This is a genomic window from Algibacter lectus, from assembly GCF_900112395.1.
Lineage (GTDB): Bacteria > Bacteroidota > Bacteroidia > Flavobacteriales > Flavobacteriaceae > Algibacter > Algibacter lectus.
On the sequence record NZ_FOLN01000003.1, the window covers coordinates 415,204 to 431,713 of the forward strand.

Below are 16,510 nucleotides of genomic sequence, written 5' to 3' on the forward strand. Positions count from 1 at the left end.
ATTCCTATTTATCTTTATTTAAAATCAACCGAAGTAGATCGTAATTTTTGCAAAAAAGTATTTTCTATTCCTTTTTCTAAAATTAATAAAAAAATATTGTTTGTGTGTATTAATTAGTTAAAAATTAAAAGCTTCAATAAAGTCACCAATTAAAATAGGGACAGCAAAATCGCGAATGTTTTCCATAGGAATACCATTTATAGGGAGTTTTCCAACATTAACAATCCAAAATTGAGTGTAAAGATGTTGGTGCGATAATTTGTGCACAATAGCCTCCTTATTATATAAGAGTAATTCAAATTGTTGATTTGCGAGTAATTCGTGTGTTTTTATTAAGCTTTTAAAGCTTTTTGGATCTACAGTACTTTCCGTTTCAACTAAAGGGAATTGATATAAATTTTGCCAGATGCCTTTGCCTTGGCGCTGTTGTAAAATAGTTTGCTCATCTTCAGAAATAAAAACTAAAAAATTGAAATGCTTTTTTTTAGCCTTGGCCGATTTAATTTTTACTGGTAACTCGCCAATTAAATTTTTATTAAAAGCAATGCAGCCTTTACTAAAAGGACATACACTACAATCTGGGTTTTTTGGTTTGCATTGCGTAGCACCAAACTCCATAATAGCTTGGTTGAATTCTGCAGGCTGTTTCTTGTCTATTAATTTTTGTGCAAGTAATTTAAATTCTTTTGCGCCTTTACTGGAGTTTATAGGTGTCGGAACACCAAAATAGCGAGATAGTACTCTGTAAACATTACCATCTACTACAGCCTCAACTTCGTTAAAGCAAATAGAAGCTATAGCGCTTGCGGTATAATCGCCAACACCTTTTAGTTTTAAGAGTTCTTTATAGGTGTTTGGGAAATTGCCATTTAAGTTGGTTGCTACATGTTTCGCTGTAGCGTGCAAATTTCTGGCTCTAGAGTAGTATCCTAAGCCTTGCCAAAGTTTTAAAACATCGTCTTCATTTGCGTTTGCTAAATCGAAAACGGTAGGGTATTTAGCGGTAAAAGCGTCATAATAAGGTAACCCTTGCTTAACCTGAGTTTGCTGTAAAATTATTTCAGATAGCCAAATGTAAAAAGGGTTTGTAGTTTTTCGCCATGGTAGTTCTCTCTTATTTATTGAGTACCAGTTAATTAAAATTTTTGAGAATATCATAATCGAATTTATAGCGGCTGCAAAAATAAACGTTTATAATCTTAAATTTTAATGAATTAGGTTTGAAATATTGAAAATTTAATTCCTATATTTGCATCCCTTTTAGAATTTATAGTAACATTAAAAATAATAGCAATAATGACAAAGGCTGATATAGTAGCAAAAATTTCTGAGAAGTTAGGAATTGAAAAAGGAGATGTTCAAGCAACTGTTGAAACATTCATGGAAGAGGTAAAAACTTCTTTAGAAGGTGGAGATAATGTATATTTAAGAGGTTTTGGTAGCTTTATCATAAAAACTAGAGCAGAAAAAACAGGTAGAAATATTTCAAAAAATACTACCATTAAAATACCTGCACACAACATCCCTGCATTTAAGCCTGCAAAAGTATTTGTAGAAGGCGTTAAAACAAATGTAGACGTAAAATAAAAACACAAGTACTGGAATCGCTTCAGTATTACAGAATTATTAATTTTAAAACACTCTATTTATGCCAAGTGGTAAAAAACGTAAGAGACATAAGGTAGCAACTCACAAACGTAAAAAACGTAGACGCGCTAACCGTCACAAGAAGAAAAAATAAATCAAAAAAGTAGTTAGATTAGCTACTTTTTTTGGTTTTAAAAAACAAACAAAGTTCTTTGAAATGAGTTCATTCAATTAAAAATAATGGACTCCACAGATTTATTAAAAAATCCTGTGAGTTTGGTGAAGCAATTTACCAAACCAAAATATTGTATAATCCATCTGTCTCGGTTTTTTCGAGGTGGATAAAAATTAACAAAATGGATAAAGAATTGATTATTCGATCTAGTTCCGAGCATGTTGATTTTGCCTTATTAAAAGATGGAAAACTTATTGAATTACAGAAAGATGAAGATGGTAACAATTTTTCGGTTGGCGATGTGTTTATTGCCAAAATAAGAAAAACGGTTCCTGGTCTAAATGCCTCATTTGTTAATGTAGGTTACGAGAAAGATGCATTTTTGCATTATCACGATTTAGGGCCAAAACTACCTTCACTTTTAAAATTCACAAAACGTGTAAGCACAGGTAAACTTAAAGATTTTTCTTTAAAAAATTTCCCATTTGAAAAAGACATCGATAAAGACGGTAAAATTGTCGATGCCTTAAAATCAAACCAATCGCTATTAGTACAAATAGTAAAAGAACCAATATCTACAAAAGGCCCTAGAATAAGCTCAGAGCTTTCTATTGCTGGTAGATATATCGTTTTAGTTCCTTTCTCAAACCGTATTTCTATTTCTCAAAAAATAGAAGACCGTGAAGAAAAAGACCGATTAAAACGATTGGTAAAAAGCATAACCCCTCCGGGTTTTGGTATTATTGTTCGTACAGTAGCACAAGGCAAAAAAGTAGCCGAACTGGATAAAGATTTACAAACATTGTTAGGTCGTTGGACCGCAATGTGTAAAAAATTACCGAAAGCACAACACCCCAGTAAAGTATTGGGCGAAATGAATAAAGCCTCATCAATTTTACGAGATATATTCAACGACACCTTTACAGGAATTACCGTGGATGATGAAACGCTTTTCGATCAAATTAAAGACTATTTGCAAGAAATTGCACCTAAAAAAGAATCAATCGTTAAATTGCACCAGTCCAAAACCCCGATTTTCGAAAAATTCGGCATCGAACGACAAATTAAAACATCGTTTGGTAAAACCGTATCTATGGCAAAAGGCGCCTATTTGGTAATAGAACATACCGAAGCCCTACACGTTATAGATGTAAACAGCGGAAACCGATCTAATAAAGCCAACAGTCAAGAAGACACAGCGCTAGAGGTTAACTTAATCGCAGCTACCGAAATGGCTCGCCAATTGCGTTTACGCGATATGGGAGGCATAATTGTAGTCGATTTTATAGACATGACCAATGCTGAAAACAGGCAAAAACTCTTCAATCACTTACGTGACGAAATGAAGGATGACAGGGCAAAACACAAAATATTGCCACCAAGTAAATTTGGACTAATACAAATAACGAGACAACGCGTTCGGCCAGAAATGAACATTAAAACACGAGAGGAAAATCCCGACGTAATAATTAATGGTTCCGAGGTAGAAGCGCCAATAGGTATCGTGGAAAAAATTACTCACGACCTAGAAAGACTTATTAAAAAAGACTATAAAAAGTTGACTTTAAACACACATCCTTTTATAGCAGCCTTTATTACCAAGGGCTTTCCATCTATGCGTTCAAAATGGTTTTTTGAACACAAAAAATGGGTTAAAATTTTACCAAGAGATGCTTACACGTATCTAGAATACCATTTTTTCGATGAAGATGGTAATCAAATTAAATAATATAAAAAACCCTTACTAATATCTAGTAAGGGTTTTTTTATGAATCATATTCTAGGCGTTACCACAAGGGTCGGGCTTTCCGCAGTCGCTTTTTTGTGTTGCATAGGTGCAACCACACAAAAAGAGCTCCAACAATGCTCCAATCCCTAACGCAGTTTGTCGACTAAATTAGTTGCGTTTCGTTAATTTTTAGTACTTTACGGTAATCATGTTAAATATAATAATCTTTAATGTATACCTTTGCAGACCCCAAAAAAAACGAAATCTTACAAACTTAACCTCGCATGATACATTCCGTTTATAACGAAGAATTAAAGATTCTAGAAACTCAATTTAAAGACGATGTTAGTATGCACGACATCGTTGGTTACTTAAAATCTTTTCAAGAGAAAACAAGTTACCCAAGGCAATTAAGAACCATGGTCGATGCTAGAGACGCTACCTTTTCATTTTCATACAAAGCATTAAAATCCTTTAATAAAGTAAAAACAGAGTCTTTAAAATGCTACACTATAGTAGTAAGCGCTGTTGTAATAAACAGCCCCGCAACTGCCGCAATAAGCACGCTTTATGGTGCAATTGCTAGAAATAAAAAGTATAAATACAAAGTGTTTTCTACGCACGAGGCTGCTGTAAGTTGGCTAGAAGGCTTCGAGTTTTTAGACGAATAAGTTCTTTTTACGCCGTATAAAAAAACGGTTAATTAGTTTTCAACAAAGCCAATAACCTCGTAAGCTCTTGTGCCATCTACTTGTATTTTTTCGTAAAGCACATTGTTAAATTCGTAATATCTAGCACCATCGATAGTTACTTTTTCAACATCTTCAGGTAGTTCGTAAACTACAGTTCCAATTTCTGGAGTAATGACTTCATAGTAGTTATTTACCTTCACAAAATAAATACCGTTGTGTGCATAATAACTTCTGTTGTTAAAATTAACTCTTTTGTAGCCTACTGGAAGTGTTCTTATTTGAAAACCAACACTTGGTACAACTGGCAAATAACGGCCACCATTTAATCTAAAAAACTTATTGTTTGTATAGTATATAGAAACACCATTGTGCTTTATGGCTACAGAAGATTTTGGTATACTTCTAACCGATACTACTTTTCTTGTAGGTGTTTTGTAAGTGACTTTACTTCGTGAAATAGGCTTTGCCTTGGTTGTTGTTTTTGTTACGGTTTTAGTAACAGTTGTTCTTTTTGTGTTTTTTTTATTGTTTTGTGCGACACTTGTTGCTGAAAAACCTAATACTAATAAAAGGACAATTGTTGTTTTTAATATAGTCTTCATGATATTTTTTTTAATGTTATTAATACCATTTAGACCATATAAAAACTCTAGTGTTTAATCGTTATATCGAGTTTAACATTTCTTTATCACATAAGGATATTGTATTATTAGCTGTTTTTGTGGCTTATTTGTTTGTCTGTTAGTGAAATAAAGTGCTTTTTAAGTTGTTATTTTTTTTACTGGAATAAAAGTTGAAGAGGCTTATTATTCTACGAAAAATATAGGTTCGTCTCCCTTCTGTGAGAGTTGATGCGTGTGGCGAACAATAAAATATAGAGCTAAGATGTAAAAAGCTCGATCTGCGTAGTAAACTGAATAAATCTTGTGGTAGTAGCCTGTAAAAGCACAAAGATCTGATAGTGCTAAGCTAAATGTTGCAAGCATGAAATACATAGATCGCTTAGTGTTTTCTTTAAAATTATGATTAACAGATAACGCACACATGGTTATTAATGAGGCTCCGTACATATAGAGTAACATTTCTTGAACATGATCTAAAAGCACGTATTTAATAGTGTGAATAATGTCGTATAGTTTGTAAACATTAAAAAGAATTAAAGCAACAAAAAAACTAATAACATATTTATTAAGGTTTTTTACCTGTACCTTTTTAATTATATAGCTAATTAGGGTAACATAACCTATTACAGTTACCATGGATGTGAGTTTGTTCAGTACAATGTTTTCATAGAATAGCATAAAGACATCAGAAACTACAAAACATAAAAAAGCAAACAGAAGTTTGTAGTATTTATAGCCTTTATTTATAAGAAATAAAATAAAAAAACTAATAGCAGTTGTAAGTCGCAATATCCTGCTTGTCTCAAGGTATTCGTGATATATAGAATAGGAGCTTACTAAAAGCAATATAACAGCAACTGTAATTAGTGTTTTAATGTTGAAACGCATTGGCTAACGTGAAATCTGGTACTGTGTTTAAAAGGTTATTAATTTATTGGAAATAAGTATAAAACACTACATAGTTGTCATTCAAAATTGTTTTTTATATTCATTTTAAATAAATATAAAATCTGTTTTTCTAAGTCCGTTGTTTATAAAAAGGAATTGTTTTTTACGGGGCGGGATTTGGTATCTCTGCATGTACAGCGTTTATTTGCTCTAAAATATCTTCGTTTAAAGTGATGTTAATAGTGTTTATATTTTCTTTCAATTGCTCTAAATTCGTTGCTCCAATAATATTACTAGTAAGAAACGGACGTTGATTAACAAAGGCAAGCGACATTTCTGCAAGCGACATATTGTTGTCTTCTGCTATTTTTAAGTAGCATTTTGTGGCTTCGGTAGCTTGCGGACTGCTATATCTTGCAAATCTAGGGAATAGGTTAAGTCGAGAATTTTTAGCTTCGGTTCCCTTTATGTATTTACCAGATAGCACTCCAAATGCCATAGGTGAATAGGCGAGTAAGCCTAAGTTTTCGCGTATTGAAACTTCTGCCATGTCACCTTCAAAAACACGGTTTATTAAAGAATAGGCATTTTGTATGGTTGCCATTCTGGGCAAGTTGTTAATTTTAGATTCTGTTAGGTAACGCATGGCTCCCCAGGCTTTTTCGTTGGACATACCGATATAACGAATTTTACCAGATTTGATAATACTATCTAAAGTATTTAAAATCTCATTAAAATTATCTTCCCAAGCATCGTCCGGATTGTGTTTGTAGTCGCGTGTTCCAAAGTAATTTGTTTGTCTTTCTGGCCAATGTAATTGAAACAAATCTATATAGTCGGTTTGTAAGCGTTTTAATTCACCATTAACGGCATTGTGAATAGATTCCGGACTAAAACCAGTTGTACGAATGTGAGCTGTGTAATCGCCAACACCTGCAATTTTAGACGCTAAAATTACTTTCTCTCTGTGCCCTGTTTTTTTCAACCAAGTGCCAATAATTGTACTAGTTCTGCCTTGTGTATCAGCTGTTGCAGGAACAGGATAAAGTTCGGCTGTGTCAATAAAATTTACACCTTGTTCTAATGCGAAATCCAATTGTGAATGACCTTCAGCTTCACTGTTTTGGTTTCCCCATGTCATGGAACCTAAACATATTTTACTAACTTTTATATCTGTATTTGGAAGTGTTGTGTATTTCATGTGTTGTTTTAAGAGTAAATTTAATTTGAGAATTTAAAGATGAAACGGAGGTAGTTAGCCTATGTTTATCTTAATAAAATCTTCGGGATTTAAGATTTTTTGTCGCGTTGCGATGCGTTCATTTTTTCTAAATTCTCCTTAGTAAGCATATAATCTTTAGGGTCTTTATCTTTCCATCTGTAGTATGAAAATATAGGGAAAACAACCAAGAAGAGTCCGGTAACCCCAAAACCTATAAGTTTTTGAGCGTAATCTACTTCTAAAAAAAATCCGAGAAGAATACTGGTAAATGCCGCTATGGTTAATATTGTGATAAGGTATTTCATGCTTTAATTTATTCTTTTTTTATGGTGAACAGCGTTATTTTGTGAATTTTATAAGCTGTTGTCTGTATGCGGTTAAAAGTTTAGATTTAGAAATATATCCAAAGTATTTACCTTTTTTAATAACTGGTAAATTCCAGGCACCACTGGTTTTAAATTTCTCCATTATGGTGTTCATGTTATCGGCATCGTAATCTATAATTCCGGCATCTGCATGCATAAGGCTTTCGGCTGTTACGGTTTCATATAAATCAGAATTAAACATAATATGTCGTACATCATCTAGTCTAATTACACCAAGAAATTCATGTTCGTCATTAACCACCGGAAAATGGTTTCTAGAAGATTTTGCTACTGCATTATTCAGGATATCTCCCAATTTCATTTCTGGCTTCAGCGTTATAAAATTAGTTTCAATAACTTTATCGATATCTAAAACCATAAGTACATTTTGGTCTTTATCATGAGTCATTAATTCGCCACGTTCAGCTAATTTCAATGTGTAGATAGAATGCGAAATAAAATATTTTGTAAAGCTGAAAGATATAGCAGAAACAAGCATTAATGGTACAAAAAGCTCATAACCACTCGTAATTTCAGCAATAAGGAAAATAGCTGTAAGTGGTGCGTGTAGTACACCTGCCATTAAACCTGTCATTCCAATAAGCGTAAAATTAGATTCTGAAACGTGAAATCCGAGTCCGATATTATTAATAATTTTGGCAAAAGCATTTCCTAAAGCACTACCCATAACTAATGTTGGGATAAACACACCGCCAACACCACCAGCTCCAAAAGTCGTTGTCATGGCAATGGCTTTAAATATTGAAATACCAATAAGTAGGGCTATAACAATCCATATATTGGAGAGGTCTAAATCAAAAGGTGTTCTGCCAATAGCAGCCAAATGGTCGCCTTTTAATAGGTTGTTCATTAACCCATAACCTTCACCATATAATGGCGGAATAAAATACAACATGGTACCTATGGCTAAACCACCAATGATAAGGCGGACCGCTCTACTTTCAAACTGTTTAAAAAAGTTAGTAATCGCGAAAAAAACTTTAGAAAAATATACTGATGCTATGGCGGTTACTAAACCAAGAAGTACATAAAAACCGATGTCTTTAATTTCAAATTTATCAGTTAGTTCAAAACGAAGTAAAACATCGGTTCCTAAAAACATATATGATGTTAATACAGCTGAAACTGACGCGAGTAATAAAGGAACTAGTGATGTGAAAGCAATGTCTAAACTAAAAATTTCTACAGCAAATACAATGGCCGCAATTGGGGCTTTAAACATAGATGCCATAGCTCCCGTAGCAGCGCAGCCAATGAGTAGTAATCTTGTTTTACTGCTCATATGAAACAGGCGAGCGGCATTGGACCCTAACGCAGAACCCACACTAACTGCAGGGCCTTGTAGACCTACCGAACCACCAAAACCAGCTGTTAACGGTGCTGTTATTAATGATGCGTAGATATTATATCTCGGTATAATGCCATTTAACTTTGAAATAGCATGTAGTGTTGAAGAAATACCGTGGCCAATATGCTTTTTTAGCCAAGTTTGTTTTATAATATACACAAGTAGTAACCCAATGATAGGAAAAATAAAATAGAGCGCGTGGTGGTGATTTTTGAACGTTTCGTACTCAAAAAGTAAACGGATGTAGTGTGTGAGGTTTTTAAGTACAACTGTGCCCATTCCGGCTAAAAAACCAGCTAGAATACTAAGAATATATACAAATTGAGGTTCGGAAACATGTTTGTATTTCCAAATTAAAAATTTACGTAGTCTTTTTTTAGTAGTTGTAGGCATGATTAAAAATTACTAAACGTCTGTATCATTTACTCATCATGGTTTGTATTTACATGTTTTGACACCAATACACGAATTTCAATAATTTTTTTGGCATTACATGATATTATCGGACAAATTTTAAGTTTTGAATAAAAAATTAGATTTAAGATTCGGCTTGTAAATTAATTAATTGACGTCTGTATGATGTTAAAAGTTTTGATTTTGTAATGAAACCATAATATTTTCCATCTTTTTTAACCGGTAAATTCCATGCGCTACTGTCTTGGAATTTCTTCATAATATCGGTCATTTTATCCTTATCTAAATTAATAACTTCTGGCGGTTTTTGCATTAAGTCTGAAGCGGTAACTTCTTTATAAAGGGATTGATCGAACATAATTGAGCGTAAATCATCTAGTAAAATAATGCCTACGAGTTTTTTGCTTTCCTTGTTAATAACGGGGTAAATATTTCGTTTTGATTTTTTTACAGCCTTTTGAATAATTTCTTCTAAAGTCATTGTTGGATATAAAACCGTAAAGTTGGTTTCAATAACTCTATCAATGTCCATTAAAGTTAGAACCGCATGATCTTTATCGTGAGTTATTAATTCTCCTTTTCGGCCTAATTCCATGTTGTAAACAGAGTGTGGTTTAAAGTATTTTGTAATACTGAAAGATATGGTCGATGTTAACATTAGCGGTACAAAAAGTTCATAACCTCCTGTAAGTTCTGCAATTAAAAATATTGCTGTAAGTGGCGCATGTAATACTCCAGCTAAAAGTCCGGCCATACCAACTAAGGTGAAATTACTTTCGGAAAGCGGTGAGTTTAATAAACCACTATGATTGATGATTTTAGATAAACAAAACCCCATAATGCTACCCATAAATAAGGTTGGAGCAAAAATACCACCAACACCACCAGCTCCAAAAGTAAGCGCACTAGCAACAATTTTAAAAAGCATAAGAGCTATAAGGAGAACAACAACATTCCAGATATTTGATAGGTCTAAACCAAATATGTTATTCTCGAGAGCTTTTTCGGGAGTTCCAACAATGAGGTTGTTAATTACATCGAACCCTTCACCGTATAATGGCGGAATTAAATAAACTAGCAAACCAATACCGGTACCACCAACTATTAGTTTTTTAATAGGCGATTTTAAAGAATCGAAAAGTTTTTGGATGCGATCATAAACTTCAGTAAAGTAAATAGAAATAAAAGCAGCTATAACCCCTAAAAGGATGTAAAATGGTGCGTCGGAAAGGTAGAATTTATCTTCAATTCTAAATGGTAAAATTACATCGTCTCCAAAGAAAAATTGAGAAGTTAAAATTGCCGAAAGAGAAGCTAATAATAATGGTAGCATTGACGCAATAGTTAAATCTAAACTAAACACTTCTATTGCAAAAATAATAGCCGCAATGGGAGCTTTAAAAATAGAACTCATGGCGCCAGCAGCAGCACAACCTACAAGTAGTGTTCTTGTGGTTTGGTTCATATGGAACATTCTGGCAATGTTTGAGCCTAATGCTGCGCCTGTTGCAACGGTTGGCCCTTCCAGTCCTACCGACCCACCAAAACCAACGGTTAGTGGCGCGGTTAAAATAGAGCCAAACATTTGAAAAGGTTTCATGATTGCCTTACGTTTTGAAATAGCGTAAAGCGTAGAAGGAATACCGTGACTTACCTTATTTCTTATAATATATTTTATACCTAAATACACTAAGGTTAAACCTAGAATAGGAAATAGGAAATAGAAGGCGTGATGGTAGTGTTTTATTAGTTTAGCCTCTAATAAATGCTGAATAAAATGGGTTAAATTCTTTAAAACAACCGCTCCCATACCTGCGGTAAAACCTATAATGATACTTAATAGGTATACGAATTGCTTTTTGGAAATATGCTTAGCTCTCCAAATAAGTATCTGTTTTAAAACGGTTTGTTTAGGCATTTTATTTTGATGCGTTTTTCGATAAAATATCGGTAGCTAAATACTTATCGTTTTTGTTGTAATACCAAGCCCTATTTTTTGGCATTTTAATTCCGTTTATAGTCTCTAATTCGGTTAGCAAAATATATTCACCATCGTTTTTAGTTTCATCTTTAAAAAACTGATAAACCTCCATGGCGAAGGTTTCTGGGTTAAAATAGAAATACCAAGTATCTTTACCTACTTCTTTGGAGTAGGTTGCTTTTAGAACTAAATAGTCTTTTCCTTTAAATATTTTTTGAGTTACGTTTGGGTGTATTATGGTGCCTTCGTCGTTTAATTTCATTGGCAAACCATACAGATAGGTGTAGTAGTCTTTAAATAAATTAGCACGTTTGCAATTTAGGTTGTGTTCTTTTTTTAGTGTTTCAGATAAATCGGTACTCCCATTTATGGATAGGGTACAGTCTAATTTATTAATAACAGATTCTATTACCAAACTGTCTTTTATGGTTTGTAAAGAAAAATATTCTTTAGGTAAACTTATTGTAATATTGCTTTGTCGTTCGGGTTTGTTTGGCATTTTCATACTTACTATAAAACTACCATCGAAAGTTTCCCAATTGTTATTTGGATCGTGAAACTGGATTGATCTTTTTAATAATTCTGGGCCTGTTATAGTTTGAGCTAGGGCTATTGTTGAAGCGAAAACTAATAGAAAGAAGGTTAAGTTTTTCATATATTCAGTTTACTAAAAAATCCTGCAAAAGCAGGATTTTAATATTATGATTTTAAATTAAGTTTTAAACTCAATTCTGTTAATTGATCATCATCAATTCGAGCAGGTGCATCAATCATTACATCGCGTCCTGAGTTGTTTTTTGGGAAAGCAATAAAGTCTCGAATGGTTTCTTGGCCTCCTAAAATGGCAACCAATCTGTCTAGTCCAAAAGCTAAACCACCGTGTGGCGGTGCTCCGTATTGAAAAGCATCCATTAAGAAACCAAATTGTGCTTTTGCTTCTTCTTCAGAAAAGCCTAAATGTTTAAACATTGTGGCTTGTGTTTCTTTATCGTGAATACGAATAGATCCTCCTCCAATTTCGTTTCCATTTAAAACTAAATCGTATGCATTTGCTTTTACATCGCCTGGGTTTGTGTCTAGTAATTCTAGTTGACCTGGTTTAGGAGATGTAAACGGGTGGTGCATGGCGTGGTAATGTCCAGTTTCTTCATCAAGTTCCAATAAAGGAAAATCGATAACCCATAATGGAGCAAATACTTTCGGGTCGCGTAAACCTAAACGTTCTGCTAATTCCATACGTAAAGCACTTAATTGCGCGCGTACTTTATTTTTGTCGCCAGAAAGTACACAAACTAAATCGCCTGGTTTAGCTCCGGTAACTTCTGCCCATTTTGCTAAATCGTCTTGATCGTAAAACTTATCTACTGAAGATTTAAAGGTTCCGTCATCATTACAACGCGAGTAAATCATGCCTAAGGCACCAACTTGTGGACGCTTAACCCAATCTATTAATTTATCAATTTCTTTTCTTGTGTAGCTATTTCCTCCTGGTACAGCAATACCAACAACTAATTCTGCATTATTAAAAACGCCAAAATCTTTGTGTTGAGTTACTGCGTTTAATTCGCCAAATTCCATTCCAAAACGGATGTCTGGTTTATCGTTTCCGTATAAACGCATGGCATCATCGTAAAGCATTCTTGGGAATTTATCAATGGAAACACCATTAACTTCCTGTAGTAAGTGACGGGTTAAACCTTCAAAAACATTTAAAATATCTTCTTGTTCAACAAAGGCCATTTCACAATCAATTTGTGTGAATTCTGGCTGACGGTCGGCACGTAAATCTTCATCTCTAAAGCATTTTACAATTTGAAAATACTTATCCATACCACCAACCATAAGCAATTGCTTAAAGGTTTGTGGCGATTGTGGAAGGGCGTAAAATTCTCCTGCATTCATACGAGATGGTACTACGAAATCTCTTGCGCCTTCTGGTGTAGATTTTATTAAATATGGTGTTTCAACTTCAATAAAACCTTCTTTAGATAGATAGTTTCTAACTTCTTGAGAAACTTTCGATCTGAAAATTAAACTATTTTTTACCGGATTACGACGAATATCTAAATAACGATATTTCATTCTAATATCTTCACCACCATCCGTTTTATCTTCAATAGTAAATGGAGGGAGCACCGATTGGTTTAAAATTTCGAGCTCAGAAACTAATATTTCGATATCTCCTGTAGGGATATTTGGGTTTTTTGAAGCACGTTCAATCACCGTTCCTTTTACCTGAATTACAAATTCGCGGCCTAAGTTTTGGGCTTGCTCTATTAAATCTTTGCTAGTGCGCTCTTCATCAAAAACAAGTTGTGTAATACCGTAACGGTCACGTAAATCGACCCAAACAATAAAACCTTTATCTCTAGATTTTTGAACCCAACCAGATAGGGTTACTTCTGTGTTAATATGTGTGGCTGTTAATTCGCCGCAATTATGACTTCTGTACATTGTTGTAAAATTGAGGTGCAAATTTAATGAAATAGGCCGGAGTATAAATTTTTATAATTGTTTTTTTGAGTAAATGAAGCTTTTAAAATTGTTAGGAGATAAAATAGGTTGAGATTGTATAGGTGTAATGAGGTGATAATATGAATTTGTATTTTACTGATGTTTTAGGTTTTTGTGTTTAAAGCTATTAAAATCTAATAATTAAGCTTAATATTTTGCGATATTCTTGTAAATGAAATAATTATATCCATATATTAGCATTAACTAACTTTTAAATAAAATAACATTATGAGTAAATTTTTGAACACAAAATGGTTGATGTTCCTCTTTTTTTTAGGTGCTCCAGCTTTAGTAATTGCACAGCAAGTAACCGGTGTGGTTAAAGACGACTCTGGAGCATTACCAGGTGTATCGGTAATTGTAAAGGGAACGTCTAGTGGAACTACCACGGATTTCGATGGTAAGTATTCTATTAATGCTAGTAACGGTGCTGTTTTAGTGTTTTCTTATGTGGGTTATGAGACACAAGAAAACACTGTTAGTGGAAATAAAATGAACGTTATTATGCAATCTGGTGTTGCTCTAGATGCAGTTGTGTTAACAGGTAATAGATCGAAACCGAGAACTATTTTAGATTCTCCTGTGCCTATTGATAATATAGGTTTAGATGAAATGCGTAGTACCGGGCAACCAACAATAGATAAAATGTTGACTTATAAAGTGCCATCTTTCAATTCTACAACCCAAGCCGTATCTGATGCAACTGCGCATTTTGATCCAGCAGATTTGCGTGGTTTAGGGCCAAGTAGGACATTGGTTTTAGTTAATGGAAAACGTAAAAACCAAAGTGCTTTAGTTTATATTAATGATACACCTGGAAAAGGTGAAGTAGGTGTGGATTTAAAAAGTATTCCAGCTGCAGCCATTGAGCGTATCGAGGTTTTGCGTGATGGAGCTTCGGCTCAGTACGGATCGGATGCGATTGCTGGTGTAATTAATATGGTGTTAAAAAAGAATGTTGAATATACTACGGTAAACGTAAATTCTGGTGTTACTACTGAGGGCGATGGTTTTAATTTTGGAGTTGATTTAAACACAGGTTTAACTGGTGAAAATGGTGGTTATTTAAATATTACTGCTGGATATTATGAGCAAGAAAAAACGAATAGACCGGGGTCTCCAGGATCAGATGCTTTAATTGGAGTAGAGGCTAATGATCCAACTTGGGGAGCTTGGTTAGCTGATAATCCAGATTTAGGAATGAATGTTGGTCAGCCTGAATTACAAAAAATCGATTTGTTTTTTAATGCTGGAATTCCTTTTAAAAATGATTCTGGTGAGTTTTACTCCTTTGGTGGTTTTACTTCTAGACAAGGAACAAGTTTTGCTTTATACAGAGCGCCTTATTGGGTGGGAGATCCTTATAACTTATTACATGAAGCGGGGTCTGATTATAATGGGTTTCAGCCTACTTTTGAAACCGATGTTATGGATAACAACTTAACAGCTGGTGTAAAATGGAAATTGTTTAATTTCGATGTTGATTTTAGTGGGACTTACGGAAGAAATAGAATTGATTACGATGTGAACAACACGTTAAATCCAGATTTGGGAGCAAGCAGTCCTACAGAATTTGCAGTTGGAGGTTATACGTTTAGTAATACATTGGCGAATTTAGATTTCTCAAGAAATTTAGGGCAACTTAATATTGCTTTTGGAGCAGAAATTAAGCAAGAAAACTTTTCTGCTAGAGCTGGAGATGCTGCATCTTATTTCAACCCTACTGGGAATGGTAATGCACAATCTTTCCCAGGTTTGCAGCCATCTAATGCAGTGCGCGCCGATAGACATAATTATGGTGTTTATGGAGATTTAGAATGGGAACCTACCGAAGATTTATTGATTGGTGGAGCTATCCGTTATGAGGATTTTAGTGATTTTGGCGATAACGTATCATGGAAAGTTAGTGGGCGTTATTCTTTAGGAGATAAGGGTGCGATAAGAGCTTCTTATAGTACTGGGTTTAGAGCGCCATCGTTACATCAAATATATTTAAGTAATGTGCAAACCTTAGTTTCTGGAGGGAGTATTTCAAATCAAGGAACCTTTAGTAATGTAGATCCTGTTATTAGAGAAGATTTAGGTGTGCCACAACTTACGGCAGAAACGTCTAAAAATATATCGGCTGGTATTACATATAAAATTAAGCCTAACCTTTCTGTTTCAGCGGATTTTTATAATGTTAAAGTTGATGATCGTGTTTTATTTACTGGTGAAATTGGGTTTGATGGAGATGACTCGTCAATGAATCCTGTTGAGAGTGTGTTGGTGGCTAATTCTATTACAAGTTTGAAGTTTTTCGTAAACGCTGTAAGTACTAATACTTCGGGTGTTGATTTAGTGGTTAACTACACTAATATTGAATTAGGTGAAGGTATTTTGAATGCTGCATTAGCGGCGAATTTTAATGAGACTACAATTAAAGGTAAAATTGATGCTCCAGCTTTATTTGAGGCTAACGGGTATGATATCTTTAATAGAAAAGAGCAAGCTAGAATTACATCATCAAGACCGAAATCTAAAGTGTTATTAGGTTTAGATTATGATTTGAATAAATGGAATTTTATTTTGAATAACACTTATTTTGGCGAAGTTACATGGCAACACGGTAGTAGTCCAGCACTAGATCAAACTTTTGCCGGAAAAGTAATCACCGATTTAATTGTTGGTTATGAGTTTAGTGAAAAACTATCGGGTAATATTTCTGTAAATAATTTACTTAATGTATATCCAGATGAATTGGATGCTAAAGGCGATGTGGTTACCGATCTTGGAGGGCGTTTTAAATACCCTTGGGAGGTAAATCAATTTGGATTTAATGGTACTGTTTTAAATGCAAGCTTAGCTTTTAAATTCTAGAGCTCATTTTATTGTTTTGGCAGAGATGTTTATTTAAGCGTTTCTGTTTTATGTAAACCCCAGATTTTGGAAAAAACACCAAAATATGGGGT

The 16,510-nt window shown here is 34.0% G+C and carries 13 protein-coding genes; 4 read left to right on the top strand and 9 right to left on the bottom strand.

What is annotated here, in order from left to right; all coding sequences use genetic code 11:
• Positions 1 to 117: 117 nt before the first annotated feature.
• Entirely contained in the window at positions 118 to 1,158 is a 1,041-nt protein-coding gene (mutY, locus tag BM246_RS07580; protein WP_074936890.1) for an A/G-specific adenine glycosylase, read from the bottom strand.
• Positions 1,159 to 1,296: 138 nt separating this feature from the next.
• On the opposite strand from mutY, the gene BM246_RS07585 reads away from it, so the two are divergent.
• The 3 genes from BM246_RS07585 (at position 1,297) to BM246_RS07595 (ending at position 4,162) form a co-directional block, all read left to right on the top strand.
• Complete coding sequence (locus BM246_RS07585) at positions 1,297 to 1,587, top strand: HU family DNA-binding protein (protein WP_042496479.1); 291 nt, start codon at positions 1,297 to 1,299, stop codon at positions 1,585 to 1,587.
• Positions 1,588 to 1,943: 356 nt separating this feature from the next.
• Complete coding sequence (locus BM246_RS07590; RefSeq protein WP_042502514.1) at positions 1,944 to 3,491, top strand: Rne/Rng family ribonuclease; 1,548 nt, start codon at positions 1,944 to 1,946, stop codon at positions 3,489 to 3,491.
• A 284-nt stretch (positions 3,492 to 3,775) separates the two neighbouring features.
• Entirely contained in the window at positions 3,776 to 4,162 is a 387-nt protein-coding gene (locus tag BM246_RS07595) for a hypothetical protein (RefSeq protein ID WP_074936892.1), read from the top strand.
• 32 nt (positions 4,163 to 4,194) lie between these two features.
• On the opposite strand, the gene BM246_RS07600 is transcribed toward BM246_RS07595, so the two are convergent.
• The 8 genes from BM246_RS07600 to aspS all read right to left on the bottom strand — a co-directional run bounded on the left by BM246_RS07600 (position 4,195) and on the right by aspS (position 13,499).
• Entirely contained in the window at positions 4,195 to 4,785 is a 591-nt protein-coding gene (locus BM246_RS07600) for a DUF6515 family protein (RefSeq protein WP_042496483.1), read from the bottom strand.
• A gap of 204 nt (positions 4,786 to 4,989) precedes the next feature.
• Positions 4,990 to 5,442, bottom strand: coding sequence for a hypothetical protein (locus BM246_RS07605; protein ID WP_074936894.1), 453 nt, complete (start codon positions 5,440 to 5,442; stop codon positions 4,990 to 4,992).
• A 415-nt stretch (positions 5,443 to 5,857) separates the two neighbouring features.
• Positions 5,858 to 6,895, bottom strand: a complete 1,038-nt coding sequence (locus BM246_RS07610; RefSeq protein ID WP_074936896.1) for an aldo/keto reductase — start codon at positions 6,893 to 6,895, stop codon at positions 5,858 to 5,860.
• A gap of 89 nt (positions 6,896 to 6,984) precedes the next feature.
• Positions 6,985 to 7,221, bottom strand: coding sequence for a hypothetical protein (locus BM246_RS07615; protein WP_042502521.1), 237 nt, complete (start codon positions 7,219 to 7,221; stop codon positions 6,985 to 6,987).
• A 34-nt stretch (positions 7,222 to 7,255) separates the two neighbouring features.
• Positions 7,256 to 9,043: a chloride channel protein gene (locus BM246_RS07620; RefSeq protein WP_042496494.1), complete on the bottom strand. Its 1,788-nt coding sequence runs from the start codon at positions 9,041 to 9,043 to the stop codon at positions 7,256 to 7,258.
• A gap of 145 nt (positions 9,044 to 9,188) precedes the next feature.
• Positions 9,189 to 10,982: a chloride channel protein gene (locus BM246_RS07625; RefSeq protein WP_083415733.1), complete on the bottom strand. Its 1,794-nt coding sequence runs from the start codon at positions 10,980 to 10,982 to the stop codon at positions 9,189 to 9,191.
• Position 10,983: 1 nt separating this feature from the next.
• Positions 10,984 to 11,700, bottom strand: a complete 717-nt coding sequence (locus BM246_RS07630; RefSeq protein ID WP_042502523.1) for a DUF6503 family protein — start codon at positions 11,698 to 11,700, stop codon at positions 10,984 to 10,986.
• Between the two features lie 44 nt (positions 11,701 to 11,744).
• On the bottom strand, positions 11,745 to 13,499 hold the full coding sequence (aspS, locus tag BM246_RS07635; RefSeq protein ID WP_042502524.1) for an aspartate--tRNA ligase: 1,755 nt from the start codon (positions 13,497 to 13,499) through the stop codon (positions 11,745 to 11,747).
• A 288-nt stretch (positions 13,500 to 13,787) separates the two neighbouring features.
• Between aspS and BM246_RS07640 the strand changes: the two genes are divergently transcribed.
• A complete protein-coding gene (locus BM246_RS07640) occupies positions 13,788 to 16,418 on the top strand; it encodes a TonB-dependent receptor (RefSeq protein ID WP_074936901.1) in 2,631 nt (876 codons plus the stop codon).
• The last annotated feature ends 92 nt before the right edge of the window (positions 16,419 to 16,510 follow it).

What these genes read in the sequence shown, in the direction of transcription:
- mutY (WP_074936890.1), bottom strand. Translation starts at nt 1,158, where the DNA reads ATGATATTCTCAAAAATTTTAATTAACTGGTACTCAATAAATAAGAGA.
- BM246_RS07585 (WP_042496479.1), top strand. Translation starts at nt 1,297, where the DNA reads ATGACAAAGGCTGATATAGTAGCAAAAATTTCTGAGAAGTTAGGAATT.
- BM246_RS07590 (WP_042502514.1), top strand. Translation starts at nt 1,944, where the DNA reads ATGGATAAAGAATTGATTATTCGATCTAGTTCCGAGCATGTTGATTTT.
- BM246_RS07595 (WP_074936892.1), top strand. Translation starts at nt 3,776, where the DNA reads ATGATACATTCCGTTTATAACGAAGAATTAAAGATTCTAGAAACTCAA.
- BM246_RS07600 (WP_042496483.1), bottom strand. Translation starts at nt 4,785, where the DNA reads ATGAAGACTATATTAAAAACAACAATTGTCCTTTTATTAGTATTAGGT.
- BM246_RS07605 (WP_074936894.1), bottom strand. Translation starts at nt 5,442, where the DNA reads ATGGTAACTGTAATAGGTTATGTTACCCTAATTAGCTATATAATTAAA.
- BM246_RS07610 (WP_074936896.1), bottom strand. Translation starts at nt 6,895, where the DNA reads ATGAAATACACAACACTTCCAAATACAGATATAAAAGTTAGTAAAATA.
- BM246_RS07615 (WP_042502521.1), bottom strand. Translation starts at nt 7,221, where the DNA reads ATGAAATACCTTATCACAATATTAACCATAGCGGCATTTACCAGTATT.
- BM246_RS07620 (WP_042496494.1), bottom strand. Translation starts at nt 9,043, where the DNA reads ATGCCTACAACTACTAAAAAAAGACTACGTAAATTTTTAATTTGGAAA.
- BM246_RS07625 (WP_083415733.1), bottom strand. Translation starts at nt 10,982, where the DNA reads ATGCCTAAACAAACCGTTTTAAAACAGATACTTATTTGGAGAGCTAAG.
- BM246_RS07630 (WP_042502523.1), bottom strand. Translation starts at nt 11,700, where the DNA reads ATGAAAAACTTAACCTTCTTTCTATTAGTTTTCGCTTCAACAATAGCC.
- aspS (WP_042502524.1), bottom strand. Translation starts at nt 13,499, where the DNA reads ATGTACAGAAGTCATAATTGCGGCGAATTAACAGCCACACATATTAAC.
- BM246_RS07640 (WP_074936901.1), top strand. Translation starts at nt 13,788, where the DNA reads ATGAGTAAATTTTTGAACACAAAATGGTTGATGTTCCTCTTTTTTTTA.